The 21691-nt window shown below is 62.5% G+C and carries 22 protein-coding genes, 1 tRNA gene and 1 pseudogene; 15 read left to right on the top strand and 9 right to left on the bottom strand.

Annotation, left to right across the window (positions count from 1 at the left end; all coding sequences use genetic code 11):
• Window positions 1-102 precede the first annotated feature (102 nt).
• Together ACF8SD_RS05070 and sohB are read right to left on the bottom strand one after the other, a co-directional pair.
• Window positions 103-176: transfer RNA gene (locus ACF8SD_RS05070), tRNA-Cys, on the bottom strand.
• 152 nt (window positions 177-328) lie between these two features.
• The gene (sohB, locus tag ACF8SD_RS05065; protein WP_392483981.1) at window positions 329-1354 is read right to left on the bottom strand and encodes a protease SohB; all 1026 of its coding nucleotides are present in this window, start codon (window positions 1352-1354) and stop codon (window positions 329-331) included.
• Window positions 1355-1550: 196 nt separating this feature from the next.
• Here sohB and ACF8SD_RS05060 point away from each other — a divergent pair, with 196 nt between their 5' ends.
• The 4 genes from ACF8SD_RS05060 to ACF8SD_RS05045 all read left to right on the top strand — a co-directional run bounded on the left by ACF8SD_RS05060 (window position 1551) and on the right by ACF8SD_RS05045 (window position 4708).
• Window positions 1551-2261, top strand: coding sequence for a histidine phosphatase family protein (locus ACF8SD_RS05060; protein WP_392483980.1), 711 nt, complete (start codon window positions 1551-1553; stop codon window positions 2259-2261).
• Between the two features lie 56 nt (window positions 2262-2317).
• The gene (locus tag ACF8SD_RS05055) at window positions 2318-2635 is read left to right on the top strand and encodes an SCP2 sterol-binding domain-containing protein (protein ID WP_009682121.1); all 318 of its coding nucleotides are present in this window, start codon (window positions 2318-2320) and stop codon (window positions 2633-2635) included.
• 204 nt (window positions 2636-2839) lie between these two features.
• Complete coding sequence (locus ACF8SD_RS05050; RefSeq protein WP_392483979.1) at window positions 2840-3907, top strand: phosphotransferase family protein; 1068 nt, start codon at window positions 2840-2842, stop codon at window positions 3905-3907.
• A gap of 33 nt (window positions 3908-3940) precedes the next feature.
• Entirely contained in the window at window positions 3941-4708 is a 768-nt protein-coding gene (locus ACF8SD_RS05045; RefSeq protein ID WP_173888411.1) for an SDR family oxidoreductase, read from the top strand.
• Here the strand turns inward: ACF8SD_RS05045 and ACF8SD_RS05040 are convergent.
• Together ACF8SD_RS05040 and ACF8SD_RS05035 are read right to left on the bottom strand one after the other, a co-directional pair.
• Window positions 4709-4864, bottom strand: a pseudogene (locus ACF8SD_RS05040) (SAM-dependent methyltransferase); the annotation flags it as partial.
• Window positions 4865-4873: 9 nt separating this feature from the next.
• A complete protein-coding gene (locus tag ACF8SD_RS05035) occupies window positions 4874-5224 on the bottom strand; it encodes a hypothetical protein (protein WP_392483978.1) in 351 nt (116 codons plus the stop codon).
• A gap of 116 nt (window positions 5225-5340) precedes the next feature.
• On the opposite strand from ACF8SD_RS05035, the gene ACF8SD_RS05030 reads away from it, so the two are divergent.
• A complete protein-coding gene (locus ACF8SD_RS05030) occupies window positions 5341-5631 on the top strand; it encodes an RcnB family protein (protein ID WP_392483977.1) in 291 nt (96 codons plus the stop codon).
• A gap of 1 nt (window position 5632) precedes the next feature.
• Here ACF8SD_RS05030 and ACF8SD_RS05025 read toward each other — a convergent pair whose 3' ends face one another.
• Entirely contained in the window at window positions 5633-6793 is a 1161-nt protein-coding gene (locus ACF8SD_RS05025; protein WP_173888406.1) for a diguanylate cyclase, read from the bottom strand.
• 221 nt (window positions 6794-7014) lie between these two features.
• On the opposite strand from ACF8SD_RS05025, the gene ACF8SD_RS05020 reads away from it, so the two are divergent.
• From ACF8SD_RS05020 to ACF8SD_RS05005, 4 genes are all read left to right on the top strand, one after another.
• On the top strand, window positions 7015-7194 hold the full coding sequence (locus ACF8SD_RS05020; protein ID WP_173887062.1) for a hypothetical protein: 180 nt from the start codon (window positions 7015-7017) through the stop codon (window positions 7192-7194).
• A gap of 76 nt (window positions 7195-7270) precedes the next feature.
• Window positions 7271-7663: a glycine zipper domain-containing protein gene (locus ACF8SD_RS05015; protein WP_009682112.1), complete on the top strand. Its 393-nt coding sequence runs from the start codon at window positions 7271-7273 to the stop codon at window positions 7661-7663.
• A 144-nt stretch (window positions 7664-7807) separates the two neighbouring features.
• A complete protein-coding gene (locus tag ACF8SD_RS05010) occupies window positions 7808-9640 on the top strand; it encodes an SLC13 family permease (RefSeq protein ID WP_392483976.1) in 1833 nt (610 codons plus the stop codon).
• A gap of 134 nt (window positions 9641-9774) precedes the next feature.
• Window positions 9775-11196, top strand: coding sequence for a GGDEF domain-containing protein (locus ACF8SD_RS05005; protein WP_173888402.1), 1422 nt, complete (start codon window positions 9775-9777; stop codon window positions 11194-11196).
• Between the two features lies 1 nt (window position 11197).
• Here the strand turns inward: ACF8SD_RS05005 and ACF8SD_RS05000 are convergent, their stop codons facing one another.
• On the bottom strand, window positions 11198-11959 hold the full coding sequence (locus tag ACF8SD_RS05000; protein ID WP_173888401.1) for a TSUP family transporter: 762 nt from the start codon (window positions 11957-11959) through the stop codon (window positions 11198-11200).
• A gap of 98 nt (window positions 11960-12057) precedes the next feature.
• Between ACF8SD_RS05000 and ACF8SD_RS04995 the strand changes: the two genes are divergently transcribed.
• Window positions 12058-12963: a LysR family transcriptional regulator gene (locus ACF8SD_RS04995; RefSeq protein WP_173888399.1), complete on the top strand. Its 906-nt coding sequence runs from the start codon at window positions 12058-12060 to the stop codon at window positions 12961-12963.
• 129 nt (window positions 12964-13092) lie between these two features.
• Here the strand turns inward: ACF8SD_RS04995 and ACF8SD_RS04990 are convergent, their stop codons facing one another.
• Window positions 13093-13287 carry a hypothetical protein gene (locus tag ACF8SD_RS04990; RefSeq protein WP_054904596.1) on the bottom strand — a complete coding sequence of 65 codons (195 nt, stop codon included), beginning with the start codon at window positions 13285-13287 and terminating at the stop codon, window positions 13093-13095.
• Between the two features lie 412 nt (window positions 13288-13699).
• Window positions 13700-14053: an SH3 domain-containing protein gene (locus tag ACF8SD_RS04985; RefSeq protein WP_173888397.1), complete on the bottom strand. Its 354-nt coding sequence runs from the start codon at window positions 14051-14053 to the stop codon at window positions 13700-13702.
• A gap of 495 nt (window positions 14054-14548) precedes the next feature.
• Here ACF8SD_RS04985 and ACF8SD_RS04980 point away from each other — a divergent pair, with 495 nt between their 5' ends.
• A complete protein-coding gene (locus ACF8SD_RS04980; RefSeq protein ID WP_392483975.1) occupies window positions 14549-14734 on the top strand; it encodes a hypothetical protein in 186 nt (61 codons plus the stop codon).
• A gap of 208 nt (window positions 14735-14942) precedes the next feature.
• Entirely contained in the window at window positions 14943-16160 is a 1218-nt protein-coding gene (locus ACF8SD_RS04975; protein WP_392483974.1) for an amidohydrolase family protein, read from the top strand.
• Window positions 16161-16185: 25 nt separating this feature from the next.
• Here the strand turns inward: ACF8SD_RS04975 and ACF8SD_RS04970 are convergent, their stop codons facing one another.
• Window positions 16186-16836 (bottom strand): methyl-accepting chemotaxis protein, encoded by a 651-nt coding sequence (locus ACF8SD_RS04970; protein ID WP_370593820.1) that lies wholly within the window; start codon window positions 16834-16836, stop codon window positions 16186-16188.
• Between the two features lie 1905 nt (window positions 16837-18741).
• On the opposite strand from ACF8SD_RS04970, the gene ACF8SD_RS04965 reads away from it, so the two are divergent.
• The 3 genes from ACF8SD_RS04965 (at window position 18742) to nhaA (ending at window position 21623) form a co-directional block, all read left to right on the top strand.
• Window positions 18742-19437, top strand: coding sequence for a 3-oxoacid CoA-transferase subunit A (locus tag ACF8SD_RS04965; RefSeq protein WP_173888391.1), 696 nt, complete (start codon window positions 18742-18744; stop codon window positions 19435-19437).
• An 8-nt stretch (window positions 19438-19445) separates the two neighbouring features.
• Entirely contained in the window at window positions 19446-20087 is a 642-nt protein-coding gene (locus ACF8SD_RS04960) for a 3-oxoacid CoA-transferase subunit B (RefSeq protein WP_173888390.1), read from the top strand.
• Between the two features lie 174 nt (window positions 20088-20261).
• On the top strand, window positions 20262-21623 hold the full coding sequence (nhaA, locus tag ACF8SD_RS04955; RefSeq protein WP_392483973.1) for a Na+/H+ antiporter NhaA: 1362 nt from the start codon (window positions 20262-20264) through the stop codon (window positions 21621-21623).
• Window positions 21624-21691 lie beyond the last annotated feature (68 nt).

Raw genomic sequence — 21691 nt, 5'->3', positions numbered from 1 at the left:
AGCAGCCCCAGTAACGCTTAACCTTTAGTTTCGGAACTTCTGGCACTTTTTGACGCGCAAATAAAAACCCCGCAGACGTTAATCTGCGGGGCTTTCGAATGGTGGAGGCCGAGGTCGGAATCGAACCGGCGTAGACGGATTTGCAATCCGGAGCATAACCACTTTGCTACTCGGCCTCAAAGTCGGACATAGCAGCTTGCGCTTTGCTATCCCCTTGAAACACTGAACCTTTTCAAGGTTCGCTGCGTTTCGATGGGCGCCATTATGTCTTCATTCTTTTAACCTTGCAACCCCCTCGACGAAAAAAAATTTCAACGGGTTCAAGGTGTTAGCGCAGGCGGCCGAGTTTGCTCCACAAACCCACCAAGGTGTTCTCCATCGCGCCACTGGCTGCCACGCCGATTCGCTCCTGCAGGCTTTTGCGCTCGGCATAGTGCAGGTGGAACAGGTTGGCGTTGCGAGCACGTTCGCTAAGGTACTCGTCGCTGGTCTGCAAGGTATCTACCAACTGGCGGTTGAGGGCCGCCACACCTAGCCACACTTCACCGGTAGCCACTTCGTCAATGTGCAATTGCGGGCGATAGCGGGCTACGAAGTCCTTGAACAGCTGGTGGGTGATGTCGAGGTCTTCCTGGAACTTCTCCCGGCCTTTCTCGGTGTTTTCGCCGAATACGGTCAAGGTGCGCTTGTATTCGCCAGCGGTCAGCACCTCGAAATCGATGTCGTGTTTCTTCAGCAAGCGATTGACGTTGGGCAGTTGCGCCACCACGCCGATCGAACCCAGTACGGCGAATGGCGCACTGACGATCTTGTCGCCGATACAGGCCATCATGTAACCACCGCTGGCAGCCACCTTGTCGATGCACACGGTCAGCGGGATGCCTGCCTGGCGAATGCGCGCCAGCTGGGAGGCGGCCAGGCCGTAGCTGTGCACCAGACCACCGCCGCTTTCCAGGCGCAGTACCACTTCATCGCGTGCGGTAGCGAGGGTCAGCAGCGCAGTGATTTCATTGCGCAGGCTTTCAGTGGCCGAGGCCTTGATGTCGCCATCGAAGTCCAGGACGAACACGCGGCCCTGCTCGTCGGCCTTGCCTTTGCCCTTCTTCTGTTGTTTCTCCGCCTTGGCCTGCTGCTTGCGCAGCGCCTTTAGCTGGGCCTTGTCGAGCAAGCCGGATTCCAGGCGCTCGCGCAGGTCCTTGTAGAACTCGTTCAGACGGGTGACCTGCAACTGCCCACCCGATTTGCGCCGCCCTTTGCCACGCAGCCCGGCGATGGCCGATAACACCACCAGAATGGCGATGACCAGGGTGGCGGTTTTGGCGAGAAAGCTTGCGTATTCGGCAAGAAACTCCACGTTGACTCCTTAAATACCAGCGCCATCACGGCGCGTAACTGTTGCAAGCATACCGGTGCATCTGGCGTGCTGCCAGCGTACGCAAACGCTGGCAACATCTTTCAAACAACCTTTTCAAACGCTTGTATGTTTTTCGTTGACAGCCTCTGTGCCGCGTCCTAACCTCGCAGCAACCTCCTACAGGCCGGAACCTTCCGTGGGCAACCTCTACCTGATCCGACACGGCCAAGCCTCTTTCGGTGCCGCTGACTACGACGTACTTTCGCCAGTGGGCGAACGTCAGAGCCTGGCGCTGGGCGAACACCTGGCCCAACTCGGCGTGCGGCTGGACCGCTGCGTAGCTGGGGACCTGCGCCGCCAGCAGGACACCGCGCGCCTGGCGCTGCAGGCCTTGCACGCCACGGGTTGCCCGGTACCCGCTGTAGAGACCGACGTGGCGTTCAACGAGTTCGATGCCGACGGTGTTATCCGGGCCATGCTGCCTGGGCTGCTGCCGGCAGAGCCCGATGCGCTGCAGGTGCTGCGCAACGGCGCCGAGCACCGTAGCGAGTTCCAGCGCCTGTTCGCACTGATGGTGCAGCGCTGGCACGATGGCGAGCACGCCGGCGATGACCTGGAAACCTGGCAGGCCTTCACCGGCCGCGTGCACGCAGGCCTGCAACGCGTACTGGATGCAGCCGGCAGCGGCGACAACATCGCTATCTTCACCTCGGGTGGCACCATTGCTGCCCTGCTCCACCTGGTGACCCGTATCACCCCCAGCCAGGCGTTCGCGCTGAACTGGCAGATCATCAACACGTCGCTCAGCCAGCTGAAGTTTCGCGGCCGCGACGTGGCGTTGGCTTCCTTCAACAGCCAGGCCCATGTGCAGCTGTTGAGGGCGCCGGAGCTTGTCACTTACCGATAAAGCCGGCTAGTTATGTCCCTGCGGGGACGTGTAAATCACTCAATAAGGAATGCGCCATGACCTCCGTAGCTGATGCCGTCAAAAAGATGCAAGAGAAGTTCAACCCATCCGCTGCTGCCGGCCTGGACCTGGTGTTCGGCTTCAATATCACCGATGAAGACAAGCACTACGCACTGATCGTCAAGGACGGCACCTGCGAGCTGCAGGAAGGTGAAAACCCGGATGCCAACTGCACCCTGGTAATGGACAGCGAAACCCTGAAGGGCATCGTCAGTGGCGAAACCGACGGCATGCAGGCCTTCATGGGCGGCAAGCTGCGCGTAGAGGGCGACATGATGTTGTCGATGAAGTTGAGCGAACTGTTCCCATCCTGAAGGCCGGGAACAGCGCATGATCGAAAAACCGAAGCCTGACCGGCTTCGGTTTTTTTTTTGCCTGCACAACCCTTCAGCGGCTGCATCAAGGCAGCTGATCGTACAGCAACACCCCCACCTATTACGCACCTGGGACGCTTGTTCCATAACGGGCAGGCCATTAGATTAGCCAATAGTTCTTGCGATCGAGAATAAGGAAAACGCATGACGCTCACCGACCAGTCCACCCAGGCACGCCCCGGCGAAGAGCTCGACGCGGGCGTCATCGATCCTTATCTGAAGGCCAACATCGCCGGCCTTGATGGCCAGCCCAGCATCAGCCAGTTTCCGGGCGGCGCTTCGAACCTTACCTACCTGGTCAGCTACCCTGGTCGCGACCTCGTGCTGCGCCGCCCGCCGTTTGGCCAGAAGGCCAAGTCGGCCCACGACATGGGTCGCGAGTTCCGCATACTCAACCAACTGAACAGCGGCTTCCCGTACTGCCCAAAAGCCTACGTACATTGCACCGACACCAGCCTGGTCGGCAGCGAATTCTATGTGATGGAACGGGTCAAGGGCATCATCCTGCGCTCGGACATTCCGGCTGAACTCAAGCTGGATGCCGAGCGCACCGAAACCTTGTGCAAAAGCTTCATCGATCGGCTGGTCGAACTGCACCGGGTGGACTACAACGCCTGCGGCCTGGCCGACCTGGGCAAGCCGGAAGGCTACGTGCAGCGCCAGGTAGAAGGCTGGACCAACCGCTACGAGAAGGCCCTGACACCGGATGCGCCGCACTGGCAACACGTGACCGCCTGGCTGCACGAGAAAATGCCCGCCGACCACCCGCGGCCCGGCATCGTGCACAACGATTACCGCTTCGACAACGTGATCCTCGACGCGGACAACCCTATGCGCATCATCGGCGTGCTGGATTGGGAAATGGCCACCGTGGGTGACCCGTTGATGGACCTGGGCAACAGCCTCGCCTACTGGATCGAAGCGGGTGACCCGGCGCCCGTGCAACTCATGCGCCGCCAACCCAGCAATGCGCCAGGGATGCTCAGCCGTCGGCAGTTCGTTGACTATTATGCCGAGCGTGCCGGAATACGCCTGGAAAACTTCGATTTCTACTACTGCTACGGCCTGTTCCGCCTGGCCGGGATTGTCCAGCAGATCTACTACCGCTACTACCACGGCCAGACTCAGGACAAGCGCTTCGCCCAGTTCATCCACATGAACCGCTTGCTGGAACAGATGACCCTGCAGGTCATCGCCAAGTCCAGCCTTTGAGCCCCGCCCACCACGGATAACAAGGAAAACAGCATGTCCAAGACCCACCTGTTCGACCTCGATGGCAAGATTGCCTTCGTTTCCGGCGCTAGCCGTGGCATTGGCGAGGCCATTGCACACTTGCTGGCGCAGCAAGGTGCCCACGTGATCGTTTCCAGCCGCAAGCTGGAGGGCTGCCAGCAAGTAGCGGACGCCATCACTGCTGCAGGTGGCAAGGCCACGGCGGTGGCCTGCCACATCGGTGAACTGGAGCAGATCCAGCACGTGTTTGCCGGCATCCGCGAACAGTTCGGGCGCCTGGACGTGCTGGTCAACAACGCCGCCACCAACCCGCAATTCTGCAACGTGCTGGACACCGACCCGGGCGCCTTTGAGAAAACCGTGGACGTCAACATCCGCGGTTACTTCTTCATGTCGGTCGAGGCCGGCAAGCTGATGCGCGAGCATGGCGGCGGCAGCATCATCAACGTGGCCTCGATCAACGGGGTGTCACCAGGCTTGTTCCAAGGCATCTATTCGGTAACCAAGGCAGCGGTCATCAATATGACCAAGGTGTTCGCCAAGGAGTGCGCCCAGTTCGGTATCCGCTGCAACGCCCTGCTGCCGGGCCTGACGGACACCAAGTTCGCCTCGGCGCTGGTGAAGAACGATGCCATTCTCAACGCGGCCTTGCAGCAGATCCCCCTCAAACGCGTGGCCGACCCCAAGGAGATGGCCGGCGCGGTGCTCTACCTGGCCAGCGATGCCTCCAGCTATACCACCGGCACCGCGCTGAATGTCGACGGTGGGTTCCTGTCCTGATCAGGCTTTGACCGCCACCAGGGTATAGCTCAGGGGCAGGCGTGCGGGCTGTTCGCGAAGGCGATACTCGCCGTCGTCGCCCTTGATCATTTGCCCTGGCAGCGCCTCCGAGGGAATGCTCTGGTGCTCGACCAGCGTGGTCAGGTGCAGGCCGTGGCAATGACTTTACAAGCAGGTCGCAGCCGCTGCCCGGCGCTGCAGCGCCACGCCGTCGCGCTTCTGCGCGTAGTAATCGACCCGCGTGCCACCGGCCTGCGGGTACACGTCCACGAACGCTTCGGCTTCACGGGTATACACCGTCAACCCGCCCTGCTTACGCGACTGCAGGTAACCACTGGCATTGTCACCGAACACCCTTTCTTCCTGCCAGCTGTACTGAATGCACTGGGCCACCAGCTCTGGCGCCTTGTGCGAGTCGAGCTGCGCCGTCGGCTTGCCGCCGCGGGCAGTGTCCATGGTCGCAGCAGCACAACCAACCAGCATCAGCGCCGCAGCCATCGGCAGAATCGCACGCATGTTCCATCCTCGGGGGTTTGAAAAAGAAGCGACTCTAGCATTGGCACGCAGCGCGAGTGAATTGTCACGCGTATTCCGCTGTCGCAGACAATACAAGCCGTCATAAGGACATTGCCATGAAACTGCACTATCTACTGTTCGCCGCCCTGCCCTGCCTGCCATTGGCCGCCACCGCTGCTCCCTCGAGCGAAGAAAGCGTCACCGCGCCAGATACCCACAACCGCGAGCTGAAGGTTGGTGACAAAGCGCCAGACCAGTACAAGCGTGAGGAGGAAGCCATCAAGAACTGGAAAGCCAAGGGCCTGCCACAGCCTGAGAAGGAAAGCCACTGGGTGCGCATGGGCGATCACTACGTACTGATACAGATTACCAACGGCGTGGTGCTGGCCATTCAGCCTGCCTCCTGATTCAACCCGCTGCGTCCAGCGCCACCATGCGCACGGTGTCGCGCCCGGCGGCCTTGGCCTGATAAAGCGCCGCATCGGCCTGCGCCAATAGGCTGGCGGTGCTGTCTTTGCTCCCCGGCACACCGCACCACAGGCCAACGCTGAAACGCAGCTCGATGTGGTCGCCGGCAAACCGGGCCGGGCTGCGCGCAATGGCCTCGCGCAGCCCTTGCACCGCAGCCAGGGCACCGGCGCGGTCGGTAGCAGGCAGCAGCAACAGAAACTCCTCTCCACCGTAACGCCCCAGGCTGTCGCCCTGACGCAAGCGTTGCTGCAACTGCCGTACGCAATGGCATAGCACTTCGTCACCGGCCAAGTGCCCATACAAGTCGTTGATGCGCTTGAAATGGTCAATATCGATCATCGCCACCGCAAGGCTCGCCTGCTGCCCGCGTGCGCGGTCCAGTTCGCTGGCAAAGCGCTCGAGAATCGCCCGACGGTTGAGGGTACCGGTGAGCACATCATGCAAGGCCAGGTGCTGCAGGCGCGATTCACTGCGCTCCTTGGCCATCAGCACCAGCCCGATCGAATACATCATCACCGTCACGGTGCCAATGGCTACCGAGATGCTCTGTTTCAGGTTGCTGGTGTCATAGCGCAGTTCCACAGCCGTGCCATTGGCCACCGCAACCACCCGCATGCCCAGGCCCACCAGGCTGATCAGCGCACCGATCTCCAGCAGCAGGTGCGCTTTGCCCGGTCGTTCGCCATGGCGCCATGCCCAATAAAGGATCAGCGCACATTGCAACATCAGTACCAGGGTCGCCAGCAACATGCGCGGCTCGACGGTATCGAGCAGTAGCATCAACCCCACCAGCATGAACGCCGGGATGATGAAAATGACCCGCCAGGGCACTACCCGCTCACGCACACGGAACAAGCTGGCCGTATAGAAGGCCAGCGCCAGGGAAAGCAGGCTGTTGCCCAACCCGTAGCTGAGCCACAGGGGGGCCTGGGCATAAAGGGTGTAACAGACGTAAGCCAGCGCATGCACCAGCAACCCGCAACCGGTGAGCATCAGGTTGTCGCGGCGGTTGCCGTGCCCCACCAGCAACAGGCAGAACGCCAGGATGGTGGCAACCAAAGCAACAGCGGCGAACAAGGTAGGGGTATGCGCGATCATCATGATTCACTGAGTGGCAGACTGCCGTCTTGGCTGCGGCTTACCGTGCAGTCTAGAGCTGCCACGGGCGCCCGGCCATGACCGTGCGGGACAGAACAGCAACCCAGAAGCACGTGGAGGCCCGTGGATAGCACAAATTTTTGCCCGCCCACGAAACCAAATGGATCGATCCGGGTCTCAGAGAGTGTGCGGTAAACCTTTGTGGATCAAGGACCTATCTCGTGATAAACCGTCTTGCAAGCCTTTCGCTGGTTGCTGTGGTACTGCTGACTGCAGGTTGCCACAGCCATCGCTACCATGACGACGATGGCTGGCGTGATCGCGACCGTGATCATCGCCACCACCGGCATGACCGCGACGATGACGACCGTCAATACCGCGGCGACCGCTACTACCGCTGAAGCGTTTACAGCCCCGGCTCGGCTCGCCGCCGTTCAGGCGGCACCTTAACCTGGTGAAATTTTCGAGGTTTATATCATGCGTCTGACTCTGCCTTCCGTTGCCCTTGGCCTGCTGCTGTGCCAAGGCGCTTTCGCCGGTGATGGTACTGCCGCCATCGGCGGTGGCCTGGGTGGCGTACTGGGTAATGTGGTTGGTCAGCAACTGGGTGGCAAGACCGGCGCAGCCATTGGTGCTGGCGTTGGCGGCGCAGCAGGCAGTGCGGTAGGGGCGCGCAAGGGCAACCGTACCGAAGCGGCGCTGGGCGGCGGCCTGGGCTCGGCGGGCGGCTCATTGCTGGGCGGTGCAGTTGGCGGGCAGACTGGCTCGACCGTAGGCGCAGGCCTGGGTGGCGCCGCCGGGGGTGCCTTGGGCAACCATCTGGGCGACGACGACCGGGGCGGCAAGAAGCACCGCCGGCACCGTCACTGACCAGCCGAGCTGGCCGGGGCCGCTGACGCCGATTGGTAGCAGCGGCCTTAAACCCTGCAGTACATCAACACCCCCTTCACCACAAGCTGGCACACTGGCTGCTACTGTCTAACGTGCCCCTGTGTGAAGGAACACCCCCTCCCCATGAACCAAGAGTTGCTTTGGGTCCTTGGCCTGCTGGCCATCGTCATTGTTCTGTTCGTCATCAACCGCCCACGCATGGACGTGGTTGCGCTGATGGTGATCCTTGCCCTGCCGCTGCTGGGCATCCTGAGCGTGGAGCAGGCGCTGGCCGGTTTCAGCGACCCCAATGTGGTGCTGATCGCCGCCTTGTTCGTGATCGGCGAGGGCTTGGTACGCACCGGCATTGCCTACCGCATTGGCGAGTGGATGAGCGAGCGGGCCGGCAACAGCGAGGCGCGCCTGCTGGTGCTGCTGATGGTCGCGGTAGCCGGCCTGGGCTCGATCATGAGTTCCACAGGTGTGGTCGCCATTTTCATCCCGGTGGTGCTGAGCATTGCCGCGCGCCTGCAGCTCTCGCCCAGCCGCCTGATGATGCCGCTGGCCTTCGCCGGCCTGATCAGCGGCATGCTCAGCCTGGTCGCCACGCCGCCCAACGTAGTGGTGCACAGCGAGCTGGTACGCCATGGCCATGCCGGCTTCAGCTTCTTCAGTTTCACCCCCTTCGGCCTGGTAGTGCTGGTGCTGGGTGTCGGCTACATGCTGCTGACCCGCAACTGGCTCAACGGCGAGGTGCGCAAGGACGGCCGCGTGGAAAGCCGCCGCACCCTGCTGGACCTGGTACTGGACTACAAGCTCAACGGGCGCGAGCGGCGCCTGCGTATTCGCCCACACTCGCCGCTGATCGGCCATACCCTCGGCGAACTGGAACTGCGTACGCGGCATGGCGCCAACGTGATCGGTATCGAGCGCCAGCACAAGTTCACCACGCGGGTCATCACCGCAGATTCCAACACGGTGCTGCACCAGGGCGATGTGCTGCTGCTCGACCTGTTCGCCAACCATGACAACCTGCGTAGCCTGTGCCAGACCATGCAACTGGAACCCCTGCACTTCAAGGCAGCTTATTTCATCGACCAGTCCCAGGAATTGGGCATGGCCGAGGTGTCGCTGCCGCCTGGCTCGCAGCTGATCGGCAAAAGCATCCTGGAACTGGCGTTCCGTACCCGCTATGACCTCAACGTGGTCGGCCTGCGCCGCGACCAGGCGGCGATTGAAGGCCAGCTGGTAGAAGAAAAGCTGCGCCTTGGCGACACACTGCTGGTGGTCGGCCCGTGGAAGGCTGTGCGCCTGCTGCAGGGCAAACCCAAGGACTTCCTGGTACTGAGCCTGCCTGCAGAGATCGACCAGGTAGCACCAGCCCGCACCCGCGCACCGCAGGCGTTGCTGAGCCTGGCAGTCATGGTGGGGCTGATGGTCACCGGCGTGGTACCCAATGTCATCGCCGCGCTGATCGGCTGCCTGCTGATGGGCGCAGGTCGTTGCATCGACATGAACAGCGCCTACCGCGCCATCCACTGGCAGAGCCTGGTGCTGATCGTGGGCATGCTGCCATTTGCCCAGGCACTGCAGAAAACCGGCGGCATCGACCTGGCAGTGGGCGGCCTGGTCAGCGTGCTGGGCGGAGCCGGCCCCAGTGCCATTCTGGCCTGCCTGTTTGCGGTTACCGCGGTGATCGGCCTGTTCATTTCAAACACCGCCACGGCTGTGCTGATGGCACCGGTTGCGGTCAGCACTGCGGCGCAGCTGGGCATGTCGCCCTACCCGTTTGCCATGACCGTGGCGCTGGCCGCATCGGCGGCGTTCATGACGCCCGTGTCTTCGCCGGTCAACACGTTGGTGCTGGGCCCGGGCCAATACCGCTTCGCCGATTTCGTCAAGATCGGGGTGCCGTTCACCGTGCTGGTGATGCTGGTCACCGTGCTGATGGTGCCGTGGTTCTTCGGCCTGCAGTAAAAACGCCAAGCAGTAGCGGCAGTTTGGCATTATTACGACCTGCCGCGGCAGATTGACATCAACTGCCATGACGAAACACACTGCCGAACAAAGTCCCAGGTGCTACAAGGCGTTGTCCTGGATTTCGTCTCCGCTTGCCGGTCGAGCCCATGGTTTTCCCAGCCCCATCGCGCCTATTGCCCTACGCTGCTCTGCTATGCCTGGCCTTCGGCCTCACCTTGGGCGGCATCCTTGCGCGCCCGATCGAGTCCCTGTCATTGTTCTGGCCTGTGAATGCGGTAATGGCCGGCGTGTTGCTGCGGCACCCGCGCCAAGCCACGCTGGCCGGCTTCAGCCTGATGTGGCTGGCCATGGTCGGCGCCGACCTGCTGTGCGGCAGCGCCTGGCTGCCCGCACTGTGGTTCAACCTGTGCAACCTGGCTGTCGTGGCCACCCTCTGGCTGCTACTGTCGCGCCTGCCTCGTGTGCACCGGCGCTTGCGCACCCCACAGGGTGTACTCAGCGTGTTCGCCGCCTGTGCCGCCGGCGCCGTGGTTGCGGCCAGCATGGCAGCGGTGATGGCCGCACCCTGGTTTGAACAGTCCCTTGGCGCCACCTGGCGGGCGTGGTTCAGCGAACAGTTCTCGACCAGCGTGCTGATCCTGCCCGTGCTGCTCACTGCACCCTCGATGCGAGCCATGATACGCGGTGGCGCGCAGCCTGTGCGGCTGGCGCCGCTGCTGGGGCTGCTGGCCTCACTGGCGTTCAGCATTGCCTTCGGCGGCCCTGGCGCCATCGCCTTTCCCATCGCTGCACTGCTGTGGTGTGCCTGGACCTACTCGCCGTTTCTGGTCTCGCTGCTGGCACTTACCGCTGGGAGTACGCTGATCGTGGCCGTGGCACAAAACCTCATGCATTTCATCGTGCCGCAAAGCGCGCCGGGGGTGACGACACTGTTGTCGGCGCGCCTGGGCATTGCCATGCTGGTGCTCGGGCCGCTGGTGGTGGCCTGCGTCAGCCAGGCCAACCGTAGCCTCATGGCCCGCCTGGCCCACCAGGCCACCATCGACCACCTCACCGGCACGCTCACCCGCAGTGCCTTCACCCGCCGCGCAAACGCGCTGCTGGACAGCCGGCAACACACCCAGGCACTGCCACTGACCCTGATGATGCTGGACATCGACCACTTCAAGTCGATCAACGACGCCCATGGCCATGGAGTGGGCGACCAGGTGCTGCGCCAGTTCGCCGGCGCCCTGCAAGACCAGCTGCACAACAATGAACTGTTTGCCCGCCTGGGCGGGGAAGAGTTTGTCTTGGTGATGCCAGGCCTTGCGCCCGAGCGGGCCAAGTTCACCGCCGAACGGCTGCGCCGTGCCGTGCAGGACCTGCAGGTGGTCCACGGTGAGCACCGCCTGCAAATTACTGTCAGCATCGGCGTGGCCGGGTGCGAAGCGCACATGCCGTCACCCAGCCTGGACGTGCTGTTGGCCAGCGCCGACCAAGCGCTGTACCGGGCCAAGGCCCATGGCCGCAACTGTGTGGTGCATGCAGAACCGCAGCGCCAGGTGGTCTGATTCAGCCGACGAACACATCCCACGACAGCTTGGCGATCAGCACGCACAACAGCACCAGGAACAGCCCGCGAACGAAGCCCGCGCCCTTGCGCACCGCCAGCCAGGTGCCGGTCAACGCACCAAGGACATTGCACAGGGCCATGGGCAGGGCAATGGCGTACAGCACGTTGCCCGACGGCACGAAAAACACCAGCGCCGCCAGGTTGGTGGCAATGTTCACGACCTTGGCCGAGGCCGATGCGTGCAGGAAATCCAAGGCAAAGAAGCGGATGAACAGGAAGATCAGGAAGCTGCCGGTGCCAGGGCCGAACAGACCATCGTAGAAACCGATCGCCCCACCGATCAGCACTGCCAGGCATTGCTCCTTGCGGCCGATCCGGGCCGGTTTGTGCAGGGTGCCGAAGTCTTTCTTGCAGAACGTGTACACCGCCATCAGCACGATAAGCACCAACACCGCCGGGCGCATTACCCCCGGCGGCAGCAGCGACACCGTGGCAGCACCGGCGAACGACATGACGAAGGCGCTGACCGCCGCCGGCACGATCAGGCCCCAGTCCAACGTGACCTTGCGGATGAACGAACGCGCTGCGAAGGCCGTGCCACACACCGAAGCCAGCTTGTTGCTGCCTAGCAATGCCGCCGGTTGCGCGGTGGGTAGCACGTTGAACAACGCGGGAATCTGGATCAAGCCGCCGCCGCCCACGGCCGCATCGATCAGGCCGGCGGCAAAGGCAAATACAGAAAGTACAGCGATATCCATCATGACGCGGTTCCAGGCAGTGGGTACTGGTGCAAGGCTAATCAAAATGGCGTGGCTGTGTTGAAATGCCATATTGCGAAAACTGCAACAAGGAGCAGCGCATGGCATTGGACATGCTGCGGGAAATTCAAGCGTTCGTGAGCGTCGCGCACAAGCGCAGTTTTGTTGCCGCGGCTCGGGCACTCGGGCGTTCGCCCAGCGCGGTGACACGTGCGGTACAAACCCTGGAAGACAACGCCGGGAGCAAGTTGCTCAACCGCAACGCCAATGCGGTCACCCTGACCGCAGCGGGCGAACGCTTGCTGCCGCATGCCGAGCGCTTGCTGGATGTGCAACGCGATGCAGCCGACGAACTGGCTGCGCTCAGCGGGAGCGCACAAGGCTGGATCCGCTTTGCCGTGCCGCAACTGCTGGGCGAACACCTGTTGCCCCAGGTGCTCGCAGATTTTTCCCGTTGCAACCCCCAAGTCACATTGGACGTGCAGTACAGCGACGAAGCGCTCGACCCCCTGCTGGGCAAGATGGATTTCGTAGTACGCGGCGCCTTTCCGCAGTCCAGCGAACTGATCGGCTACCCGCTTTGGCCCTACCAGCGGCACTTGTATGCGAGCCCGGCGTACCTGGCCTTGGCCGGTACGCCGGCGCATCCCGAACAGCTGGAAGGCCACTCGCTGATCCTGCATACCGCACCGCGCATCCTCAAAGCCTGGCACTTTTGCCGCGATGGCCAGATCACCAGCGTGCGCCCCAGGCCACGGTTGCGCCTCGCCTCGGGCACTGCGGTGTACCACGGCGCCTTGGCGGGCGCCGGTATCGCGCGCCTGGCAGCCTGGGTAGGCGAAGCGCAGGTCAAGGCTGGGCGCCTGGTGCGTGTATGCGCGCCATACCGCCTCACCTCCAGCACTGGCCAGGACCCGCAAATGCACGCCGTATACCCGGCGGGCGAGCTGCCCGCCCGGGTACGCGACTTGCTGACAGCCCTGCGCCAGGCCGGCCTGGCGCCATGAACCGGCCCCGAAAAGGCTGTTCAAATTCTGCTCAATTTAACAGAGCCCGCCGCCGGCATGGCTTTCAGCACTTTATCCACAGACCTACCCACGTTTTTTGTGGACAGATTTCCCAACGCAAAGAATGACTTATCCCACACCCAGCAATGCCGCATTGGCCAGCTTTACCAGCTCGATCCACTCTGACGTGCTGATATCCCCAGCCTGCTCCAGCGCTTGCGCATTGCGCAGCGCCTGCTCATAACCGTGCTCATCCAACGTGCCCTCGGCGAGGAAACGGCTACGCCACTCCAGGGCGGCGCAGGCGCCTTTCTTGCATTCCATTAATGTGTCGACTCCCAGCTGAAAAGGCCGACCCGAATGAGCGGCGGCGGGAGACTACACGAGGTATTAGTGCTTGAAAATGAGGTGCAGCGACCGCCGGTCCAGCGATGCTGACGGTAGAGATAGCAGCCATTTGCCAGGAGATTGGGCCCGAGCTTGAAGTAGACGGGCCGCGCGGAAAAAAGACCGATCACCCTCAGCTTGGCGGAATGGTGCCAAGCAGACCGATCAGAATAGTGAGTAGCAGAAACCCTCCCAGGAACAGCGCCAGCTTGCCCATTGGAACCTCGACAGTTATGAAGCGGGAATGGGCGTATTGTCGGGCAAGGGCTGATACGGTTACAGATCCAGGTTGGCGCAAAAAAAGCGTATCAGATGCAGCGCACAACACATGGCAGCGTTGTGGCGCCCCTCAGCCCAATTGCTGAAGCTTCTCTGCCGGTAACCAGCCCAGCTCGCCATTGCCATGGCGACGGCACCAGAGCCATCCATTGAGCGGCCGCACCATCTGCACCAGTTGCCCCGGGTCGGCGTCCAGCTCGTGCGCACAGTAATGATCCAGCGCCCGCCCCTGGCAAACGCTGAGCCGTTCAATGAGCTGCGCGGGCACCCAGCCGGGCTCCTGGCCGGTGCAACTGCACAAATACCAGTCCTGCCAGCCAGGCTCGCCTTCATAGCGTGGGCCAATCTCCAGCAAAGTGCCTTTTGCGAAGCGGATTGGCCGCAGGTACTCGCTGCGGTGGGATTCGATCACAACGTAGTGCATGGGCCTCTCCTTGGCCGGTAAAACCTTCGCGCCAGGCTCAGGCGGCAGATACCGCCCGTTATCGGCGCATGAATGGGGCGACAACGGCAATGATACACACCAACGCCGCAGTGTTGCCTGCGGCATGCAGAGCGTTATGACAACCCCTGTTTTGCAGAAGTTGCACCGGCTCTGGATAGGTCCCGAGCAGGTCGCTGGGGGCACGGCACCTGCAGGTTGTGCGAGGTAAGTGCTACATAACATTTCCAAAGCTGATCAAGCCCTGCGCAGAAGGCCTGCCGATGGAGAACCGCCCCAACCCAGCGGATATGGGATGCCAGGCGGCATGTGGCGACATATTCAGAAATGCATCTTGTAGGAAACTTTACCGCTCGATGTGGGAAATACCGCGATCACCAGATTTTCCTGTATGAAACATCAGTTTCTAGGGGGAATTCGAGCTGTTACGGTCCAAGTTTCCTACAACGGCATGGAAGCCCACAGTGTGAGAAGCCCATGGACCCTTTCAACGCTTCAGCCCTGAAATTGCAGAAAACCCTGCTCAACCTGCGCATCGAGCGGGACCGCCTGAAAAGTGCGGGCAAGCACGAGGAGGCTGATCAACTTGCCCAGTCTGTCGCGCAACTGGAGGCGGCGTTGCAGCAGTTGCCAAGCGAGCTCAAACCAGCGACCTTGCAGTAAGAATACCCACGCGGTGCCCCCAGGCCGGTGAAGCCTACCGGGCTGAAAACCGCCGCCTGGGGGGGCCGCACAACGATCCCCTGCGGCCGGCTGACGCTGTGCCGCATCCACAATTCCACTGGCCTTGATCCTGATAATTAATTGGAGGCAAGCGCTCATCCGCCTTACCGTGGCAAGCCACCAAGCCCCAGTAGAGAAGGCCAGTTCCATGAACGACCGTGAGTTCATCAACGCCATCGATGCCGATGGCCTGCCCCTGCACATTGCCGTCAGTAACGGCCGCATCAGCCACATTGGCCCGCAGCGCGCCGGCACCCCAGCCCTCGAGACCATCGACCTGGAAGGGTTGCTGGTATTGCCGGGTTTCGTTGATGGCCACATTCACCTGGACAAGAGCTTCGTGGGTGATCGCTGGCGCCCGCACCAACCTGTCGCCAGCCTGCGCGAGCGCCTGGCCGTGGAAAAACGTGAGCTGGCGAGCGCACCGCCCATCATCGAGCGCGCCAACGCGCTGATGCGTCAGGCTGCTGCGTACGGCACCCTGGCCATGCGTTGCCATGTGGACGTGGACGCCACCACCGGCCTGAGTCACCTGCACGCCATGCTCGAAGCCCGGGATAACTGGAAACACCTGCTCGACATCGAGCTGGTGGCCTTCCCCCAGGCCGGCGTGGTCACCTGCCCGGGCGCCGCCCAGGTCATGGAAGCCGCTATCGGCGAAGGTGCGCAGGTGGTAGGCGGCATCGACCCCACCACCTTGGACGGCGACGCTGACGCCCAGCTGGATATCGTATTCGGCATCGCTGAGCGGCACGGCGTTAAAGTCGATATCCACCTGCATGAACCCGGCGATATCTGCATCGCCCAACTTCAGCGCATTGCCGCGCGCACCCAGGCCCTGGGCATGCAAGGCCTGGTTGCGGTCAGCCACGCCTACGGCCTGGGCGACGTCACCGACGCGGTAGTCGACCACACCGCCGAAGCTTTGGCGGGCGCAGGTATCTCGATCATGACCAATGCCCCGGGCGACCGTGCCTTTCCGCCGGTGCTACGCTTGCGCGCCGGGGGTGTGCAGGTGTTCACCGGCAACGACAACATCCAGGATGCCTGGTGGCCGTATGGCAATGGCGACATGCTGCAGCGGGCGATGCTGGTCGGTTACCGCTCGGGGTTCAACACCGACGAAGAGCTGCGGGTGGCGCTGCAGATGGCGACCGAGGCCAGTGCCGCGGTCATGGGCAAGCAGGATTACGGCCTGCAGCTGGGTAACGAGGCCAGCTTCGTGTTGTTGAGGGCGCCCAATGCGGCGGCGGCGGTGGCAGCGGCCATTCATGAACGGGTGATCGTCCGCCACGGCGCGTTCTGGGGCGGGCCTGCACAGGTGCACCTGCAGGCTGGCCAGTTCGCTGCCGAACTGCGGCGCTGACAACAGCCCTGGCCGGCGTCGGCACTCAAGCGGCAGCCGCCCGTTTGCCCTCTTCGCTGGTCTCGAACTGCCCGACCAGCTTCTGCAACTTGCCGGCATCCACCCGCACCTTCTGCGCACTGCTCTGCAACACCACCGCGGTCTGGCGCATCTCGTGGGAAGACTGGTTGACCTGCTCGATGGTCTTGCCATATTCCAGGCTGCGCCGGTTGAGCTGCTGGATGATCGCGAACATACCCTCCACCGCCTGGTGCAGTTGCACGTTTTCGGACGAGGCGTCCTCGGCCAGGCGCAGGCTGCTGTCCACGTCCTGCACGCCCCGCTCCATGAAACTCACGGCCTGACGGGTCTCACCCTGCAGGCTCTCGACCATGGTGCGTATGTCATCGGCAGCCCGCGCCGTTCGCGCCGCCAGGCTGCGCACTTCGTCGGCCACCACGGCAAAGCCACGGCCGTGCTCGCCAGCGCGCGCCGCCTCGATCGCAGCATTGAGCGCCAACAGGTTGGTCTGGTTGGTAATGTCACTGATCAACCCGGTGATGTTGTCGATCTCGACCATGCGGCTGTCAAGGCGTTGCACACTGGACGACGAGCGCGCCACCACGTCGCGGATCGACTGCGTACCGGCCTGCACCGCCTGGAACTGCTCGCGGGCGCGGGTGACCACTTCGTCCATGGCCTGCTTCATCTGCTCGGCGCTGACCGAGGCCTGCTGCAATTCGCCCAACTGCTCTTCCATGATGATCATCATCTGATGCACGGCCTCGGCCACGTCAGCCGAAGTGACGCTGGCATCCTGGCTACGGCCCAGCATCATCTGGTTGGTGACGCCCACCGTGTGGCTGGCCTTGACCACCTGCCCTACCACTGCATCCAGGCGGTCGATGAAGCTGTTGATCCAGCGGGCCATGTCGCCGCTTTCATCGTTACCCACCGTGTGGGTATCCAGCCGCTGGCGCAGGTTGCCCTCACCCTCGGCGATGGTCCGCAGCACATTGCTCATGCCATTGAGGCGCGCCGCCACACGGCGCGGCCCGAGCATGCCGAACAGCACCGCGGCGGCGAGCATGGCCAAGGCTTCGACCACCTCGTTCAGGCCCTGCGGCAGGCCAGCGTAGTGCTGCACCAGGTAGTTGCAACCGAACAGGCCGACCATCGTCGCAAGGTAGGGCTTCATCAAGCCATAACTGAGCGAGCGGCGCCGGTACACCTCCTCGAGGTCTGCCTCGCACATCATTCCCCAGCGGTCCGGCGAGCCCGGCAGTTGGAAGGTCACGCCCTTGCCCACCACTGGCACATGACGGTAGTCGGAATACCCGGGGTAGGTAACGAACACGTTGGCGCCGCAACGGATGGTTTCGCGCACCCCCGGGTGCAGCTCGCGGGTGGATGGGTCGGTGAAACGCAGCTCCAGCTCGGTATGGCGCTGCACCTGCACGGTGCCCCACGTCGTGTGAACGCCGTTTTTCAGGTTCTCGCCGTGGGTGAAGGTGGCATCTTCGAAACGCGAGCGCGACAACGCCGTACCCGGCTGGATCGTCGGGTCGAAGCGCGACTGCGCCATGAACAGGTAGTTGTCACCCGATTCGGCGTAAATATGCCCGGCCTCGCGCTGGATCAGATCGCCCAGCACATCGTTGGGTACGCGACCACAGAGGCAACCCACGACGTTGCCGGTAACCTTCACAGGCTGGTAGAACATCAGGGTTACCTCATCGTGAAAGCGCGAAGAGGACGGGCCGATGCTCAAGGTCAGCGGGTCGCAATAGGGGCCGTGCAGAAATGGCGCCTTCAGCCCCTGCGCCAGCGCACGGGTGTGCTCGATGGGCGCTGTTGCCCGTTGCCGCCAGGTCGAGGCAAGCACCTTGCCAGTGGGGTCGACGACGAACAGCTCGGAGAAGTCCTCAGCCTGGGCCAGCTTGTCCTGCAATTGCGCGCTGCCCAGCCGGTCAAAGCCGGGGGCCAGTTGCTCGGCCAGCTCGGCCAGGTGCTCCCATTGTTCGTGCGCCCACTCATGCAGCAAACGGACGCGGGTCTGGGCAATGGCCTCGAAGGTTTGCTCGATTTGCGGGTAATTTGCCCGGTTCAAGTGACATGCCCAGCCCATGCTGAACTTGCCGGTTCTGCCAAACCAGGGCAGCCAGCCCTTCTCTTGGGATGACAACTGCATAGAAGCACTGGAAAGCGACATTATCTTCACCATACGCGACATCGAATGGCAATTTGATAGCAAGTCGCAGGCCAATACAGGCATCGGGATAGAATCAGGGTTCACCACCGCATCTCGCCCGCTAACGGTGCAAAAACACACAGTCAGGTGGCTGGTCGCACCCTACAGGGGCACAAAGGGAGGCGCCAAGCCCCTGAGCAAACGCGACTGCACCGCCCCTGCGGGGTGCTCGCAGATCGCACAACAGTTCGATAATCGCACGAATTCCGCCAAACCCCCTCTACTGTTGCCCTATCTTGCGGCACGCTATGGCCAAAGTCAGCAAGCAATTGCACATGCTGACAGGCCCATCGCTTTACAGGCGCCGGCCAGCCCGACAACTCCAACTCCAGGAACAACCAGGAGCTCGCCTTGATCAATAAAACGTACGAGTCCATCGCCAGCGCGGTGGAAGGGATCACCGACGGATCGACCATCATGGTCGGTGGCTTCGGCACTGCCGGCATGCCGTCCGAGCTGATCGATGGCCTGATCGCCACCGGCGCCCGCGACCTCACCATCATCAGCAACAACGCCGGTAACGGCGAGATCGGCCTGGCAGCCTTGCTGATGGCCGGCTGCGTGCGCAAGGTGATCTGCTCGTTCCCGCGTCAGTCCGACTCGTACGTGTTCGACGAACTGTACCGCGCCGGCAAGATCGAACTGGAGGTGGTGCCCCAGGGCAACCTGGCCGAGCGTATCCGCGCAGCGGGCTCGGGCATTGGTGCGTTCTTCTCGCCGACCGGCTACGGCACGTTGCTGGCCGAAGGCAAGGAAACCCGTGAGATCGACGGCCGCATGTACGTGCTGGAAATGCCGCTGCACGCCGATTTTGCACTGATCAAGGCGCACAAAGGCGACCGTTGGGGCAACCTGGTCTACCGCAAGGCGGCGCGCAACTTCGGCCCGATCATGGCCATGGCCGCCAAGACGGCCATCGCCCAGGTCGACCAGGTTGTCGAACTGGGTGAACTGGACCCAGAACACATCATCACCCCGGGTATCTTCGTCCAGCGCGTCGTCGCCGTTACCGGCACCCGCGCTGCTTCGCTTGCCACCGCTGTCTGAGGCCTGCCATGACCATCACCAAAAAGCTCTCCCGCACCGAGATGGCCCAACGCGTGGCCGCAGACATTCAGGAAGGTGCCTACGTAAACCTGGGCATCGGCGCACCGACCCTGGTGGCCAATTACCTGGGTGACAAGGAAGTATTCCTGCACAGCGAAAACGGCCTGCTGGGCATGGGCCCTAGCCCGGCCCCGGGCGAAGAAGACGATGACCTGATCAACGCCGGCAAGCAACATGTGACCCTGTTAACCGGTGGCGCTTTCTTCCACCATGCCGACTCGTTCTCGATGATGCGCGGTGGCCACCTGGACATCGCGGTATTGGGTGCCTTCCAGGTCTCGGTCAAAGGCGATCTGGCCAACTGGCACACCGGTGCCGAGGGTTCGATCCCGGCGGTAGGCGGCGCGATGGACCTGGCCACCGGCGCGCGCCAGGTGTTCGTGATGATGGACCACCTGACCAAGACAGGCGAAAGCAAGCTGGTGCCTGAATGCACCTACCCACTGACCGGTATTGGCTGCGTCAGCCGTATCTACACCGACCTGGCAGTGCTGGAAGTCACGGCTGATGGGTTGAAAGTGATCGAAATATGCGCAGACATCGACTTTGAAGAACTGCAAAAACTCAGTGGCGTGCCACTGATCCAGTGATCGAGCGCAGGCGCCCGCTAAAGGCAGGCCCTCGGCAAATGATCGATAACCGCATTCGGGTTCATCTGAACGCGGTTATTCGGTACACTAGCGCCCGGGTGTCTGCTGCATGGTGCAGTGAGGCAGGTTAAAGAACAGCGCAGGTCGGGCCGCCATGCGGGAGTACTTGCGCCTATGCCTAAAACAGATTTGCCTCGCGCCCAGAAAGTGGCCGAGCGCGCCTTGGCCAGCCTTCAACGCTTTTTGCATATTGAAGCAGTCAGTGGCATCGTCCTGTTGGTTGCCGCTGTCGCCGCCCTGATCTGGGCAAATTCCCCTGCCGCACACAGTTATGAAGCCCTGTGGCACGCCCCGATAACGTTCGGCGTGGGCTCGTATGTGTACTCGCAGTCCCTGCATTTCTGGGTCAATGATGGGCTGATGACCATCTTTTTCCTGGTGGTGGGCATGGAGATCCGCCGCGAAATCCACGAGGGTGCACTGGCCAGCCTGCGCCAGGCCATGCTGCCCATGGCCGCTGCAATCGGCGGCGTAGCCGCACCGGCACTTCTCTACCTCGGTATCGTTCATTCGCCAGCCGACCATCAGGGTTGGGCAGTGCCAACGGCCACCGATATCGCTTTTGCGGTAGGCGTCTTGGCCCTGCTGGGCAAGTCGATTCCGTCCAACGTACGTGTGTTTCTGCTTGCCCTGGCGATCATCGATGACATTATCGCTGTGCTGATCATCGCGGTCTTCTACTCGGGCGGCCTCGACTACAGCGGTTTCGGCGTCGCGGCGATCGGCCTGCTGATGGTAATCGCGCTGCAGAAGATTGGTGTGGGGTCGGCCTACGCCTATATCGTGCCCGGTGCGATCGTTTGGCTAGGCATCCTGTTGACCGGTGCCCACCCGACCCTCGCCGGCGTTGTGCTCGGGCTGATGACCCCGGTAGCCGCCATGCCGATGCGTGAGCGCCCTCTGGATGCCATTAGCCGCTTCACCAACGAGTTGCTGGGCCGCGCCAAAGCGCCAGAGCGCGATGCCAGCGAACTCATCGACCCACTGAAACGCCTGCGCCTGGCCCAGCGCGAACTGCTGCCGCCGGTGGTGCGGATGCAAGGCACGCTGCACCCTTGGGTAGCCTACGGCATCATGCCAGTGTTCGCCCTGGCCAATGCCGGGGTCAGCCTGGCTGGGGTCGACCTGTCTGCTGCGGGCCCACAATGGGTCATGATCGCCGTGGTAGTCGCCTTGGTCGCAGGCAAGCCCTTGGGCATCATCAGCGTCAGCTGGTTGATGGTACGCCTGGGCTGGTGCGCGCTCCCCGCCGGGGTGAACTGGCGCAGCATCACGCTGGTGGGCCTGTTGGCCGGTATCGGTTTCACCATGTCGATCTTCATCGCCAACCTGGCGTTCGTCGACCCCGGCTCACTGGGGGCAGCCAAACTTGGCGTGCTATCGGCCTCGGTGATCGCGGCGGTGTTGGGGCTGACCTGGGGCGTATGTAGCGTGCGCCGTGCAGCCCCTGCAGGCAACCTGGGTTCGTCAACCTAGCAGCGCCTGCACCGGGCCGCTTTGCCGGGCTGGCCGGGGCTGAAAAATGCCCTGGCCAGCCCGGCGGC

Origin of the sequence: Pseudomonas sp. CJQ_9 (assembly GCF_043106615.1) — a bacterium.
Lineage (GTDB): Bacteria > Pseudomonadota > Gammaproteobacteria > Pseudomonadales > Pseudomonadaceae > Aquipseudomonas > Aquipseudomonas juntendi.
Note: the sequence above shows the minus strand (reverse complement) of the source record. Positions and strands in the feature narration are given on the sequence as shown.

Coding starts and splice junctions, on each gene's coding strand:
- ACF8SD_RS05055 (WP_009682121.1), top strand. CDS start 2,318: ATGACCTCCGTAGCTGATGCCGTCAAAAAGATGCAAGAGAAGTTCAAC.
- ACF8SD_RS05050 (WP_392483979.1), top strand. CDS start 2,840: ATGACGCTCACCGACCAGTCCACCCAGGCACGCCCCGGCGAAGAGCTC.
- ACF8SD_RS05045 (WP_173888411.1), top strand. CDS start 3,941: ATGTCCAAGACCCACCTGTTCGACCTCGATGGCAAGATTGCCTTCGTT.
- ACF8SD_RS05035 (WP_392483978.1), bottom strand. CDS start 5,224: ATGCGTGCGATTCTGCCGATGGCTGCGGCGCTGATGCTGGTTGGTTGT.
- ACF8SD_RS05030 (WP_392483977.1), top strand. CDS start 5,341: ATGAAACTGCACTATCTACTGTTCGCCGCCCTGCCCTGCCTGCCATTG.
- ACF8SD_RS05025 (WP_173888406.1), bottom strand. CDS start 6,793: ATGATCGCGCATACCCCTACCTTGTTCGCCGCTGTTGCTTTGGTTGCC.
- ACF8SD_RS05015 (WP_009682112.1), top strand. CDS start 7,271: ATGCGTCTGACTCTGCCTTCCGTTGCCCTTGGCCTGCTGCTGTGCCAA.
- ACF8SD_RS05010 (WP_392483976.1), top strand. CDS start 7,808: ATGAACCAAGAGTTGCTTTGGGTCCTTGGCCTGCTGGCCATCGTCATT.
- ACF8SD_RS05000 (WP_173888401.1), bottom strand. CDS start 11,959: ATGATGGATATCGCTGTACTTTCTGTATTTGCCTTTGCCGCCGGCCTG.
- ACF8SD_RS04995 (WP_173888399.1), top strand. CDS start 12,058: ATGGCATTGGACATGCTGCGGGAAATTCAAGCGTTCGTGAGCGTCGCG.
- ACF8SD_RS04990 (WP_054904596.1), bottom strand. CDS start 13,287: ATGGAATGCAAGAAAGGCGCCTGCGCCGCCCTGGAGTGGCGTAGCCGT.
- ACF8SD_RS04985 (WP_173888397.1), bottom strand. CDS start 14,053: ATGCACTACGTTGTGATCGAATCCCACCGCAGCGAGTACCTGCGGCCA.
- ACF8SD_RS04980 (WP_392483975.1), top strand. CDS start 14,549: ATGGACCCTTTCAACGCTTCAGCCCTGAAATTGCAGAAAACCCTGCTC.
- ACF8SD_RS04975 (WP_392483974.1), top strand. CDS start 14,943: ATGAACGACCGTGAGTTCATCAACGCCATCGATGCCGATGGCCTGCCC.
- ACF8SD_RS04970 (WP_370593820.1), bottom strand. CDS start 16,836: ATGGACGAAGTGGTCACCCGCGCCCGCGAGCAGTTCCAGGCGGTGCAG.
- ACF8SD_RS04960 (WP_173888390.1), top strand. CDS start 19,446: ATGACCATCACCAAAAAGCTCTCCCGCACCGAGATGGCCCAACGCGTG.
- nhaA (WP_392483973.1), top strand. CDS start 20,262: ATGCCTAAAACAGATTTGCCTCGCGCCCAGAAAGTGGCCGAGCGCGCC.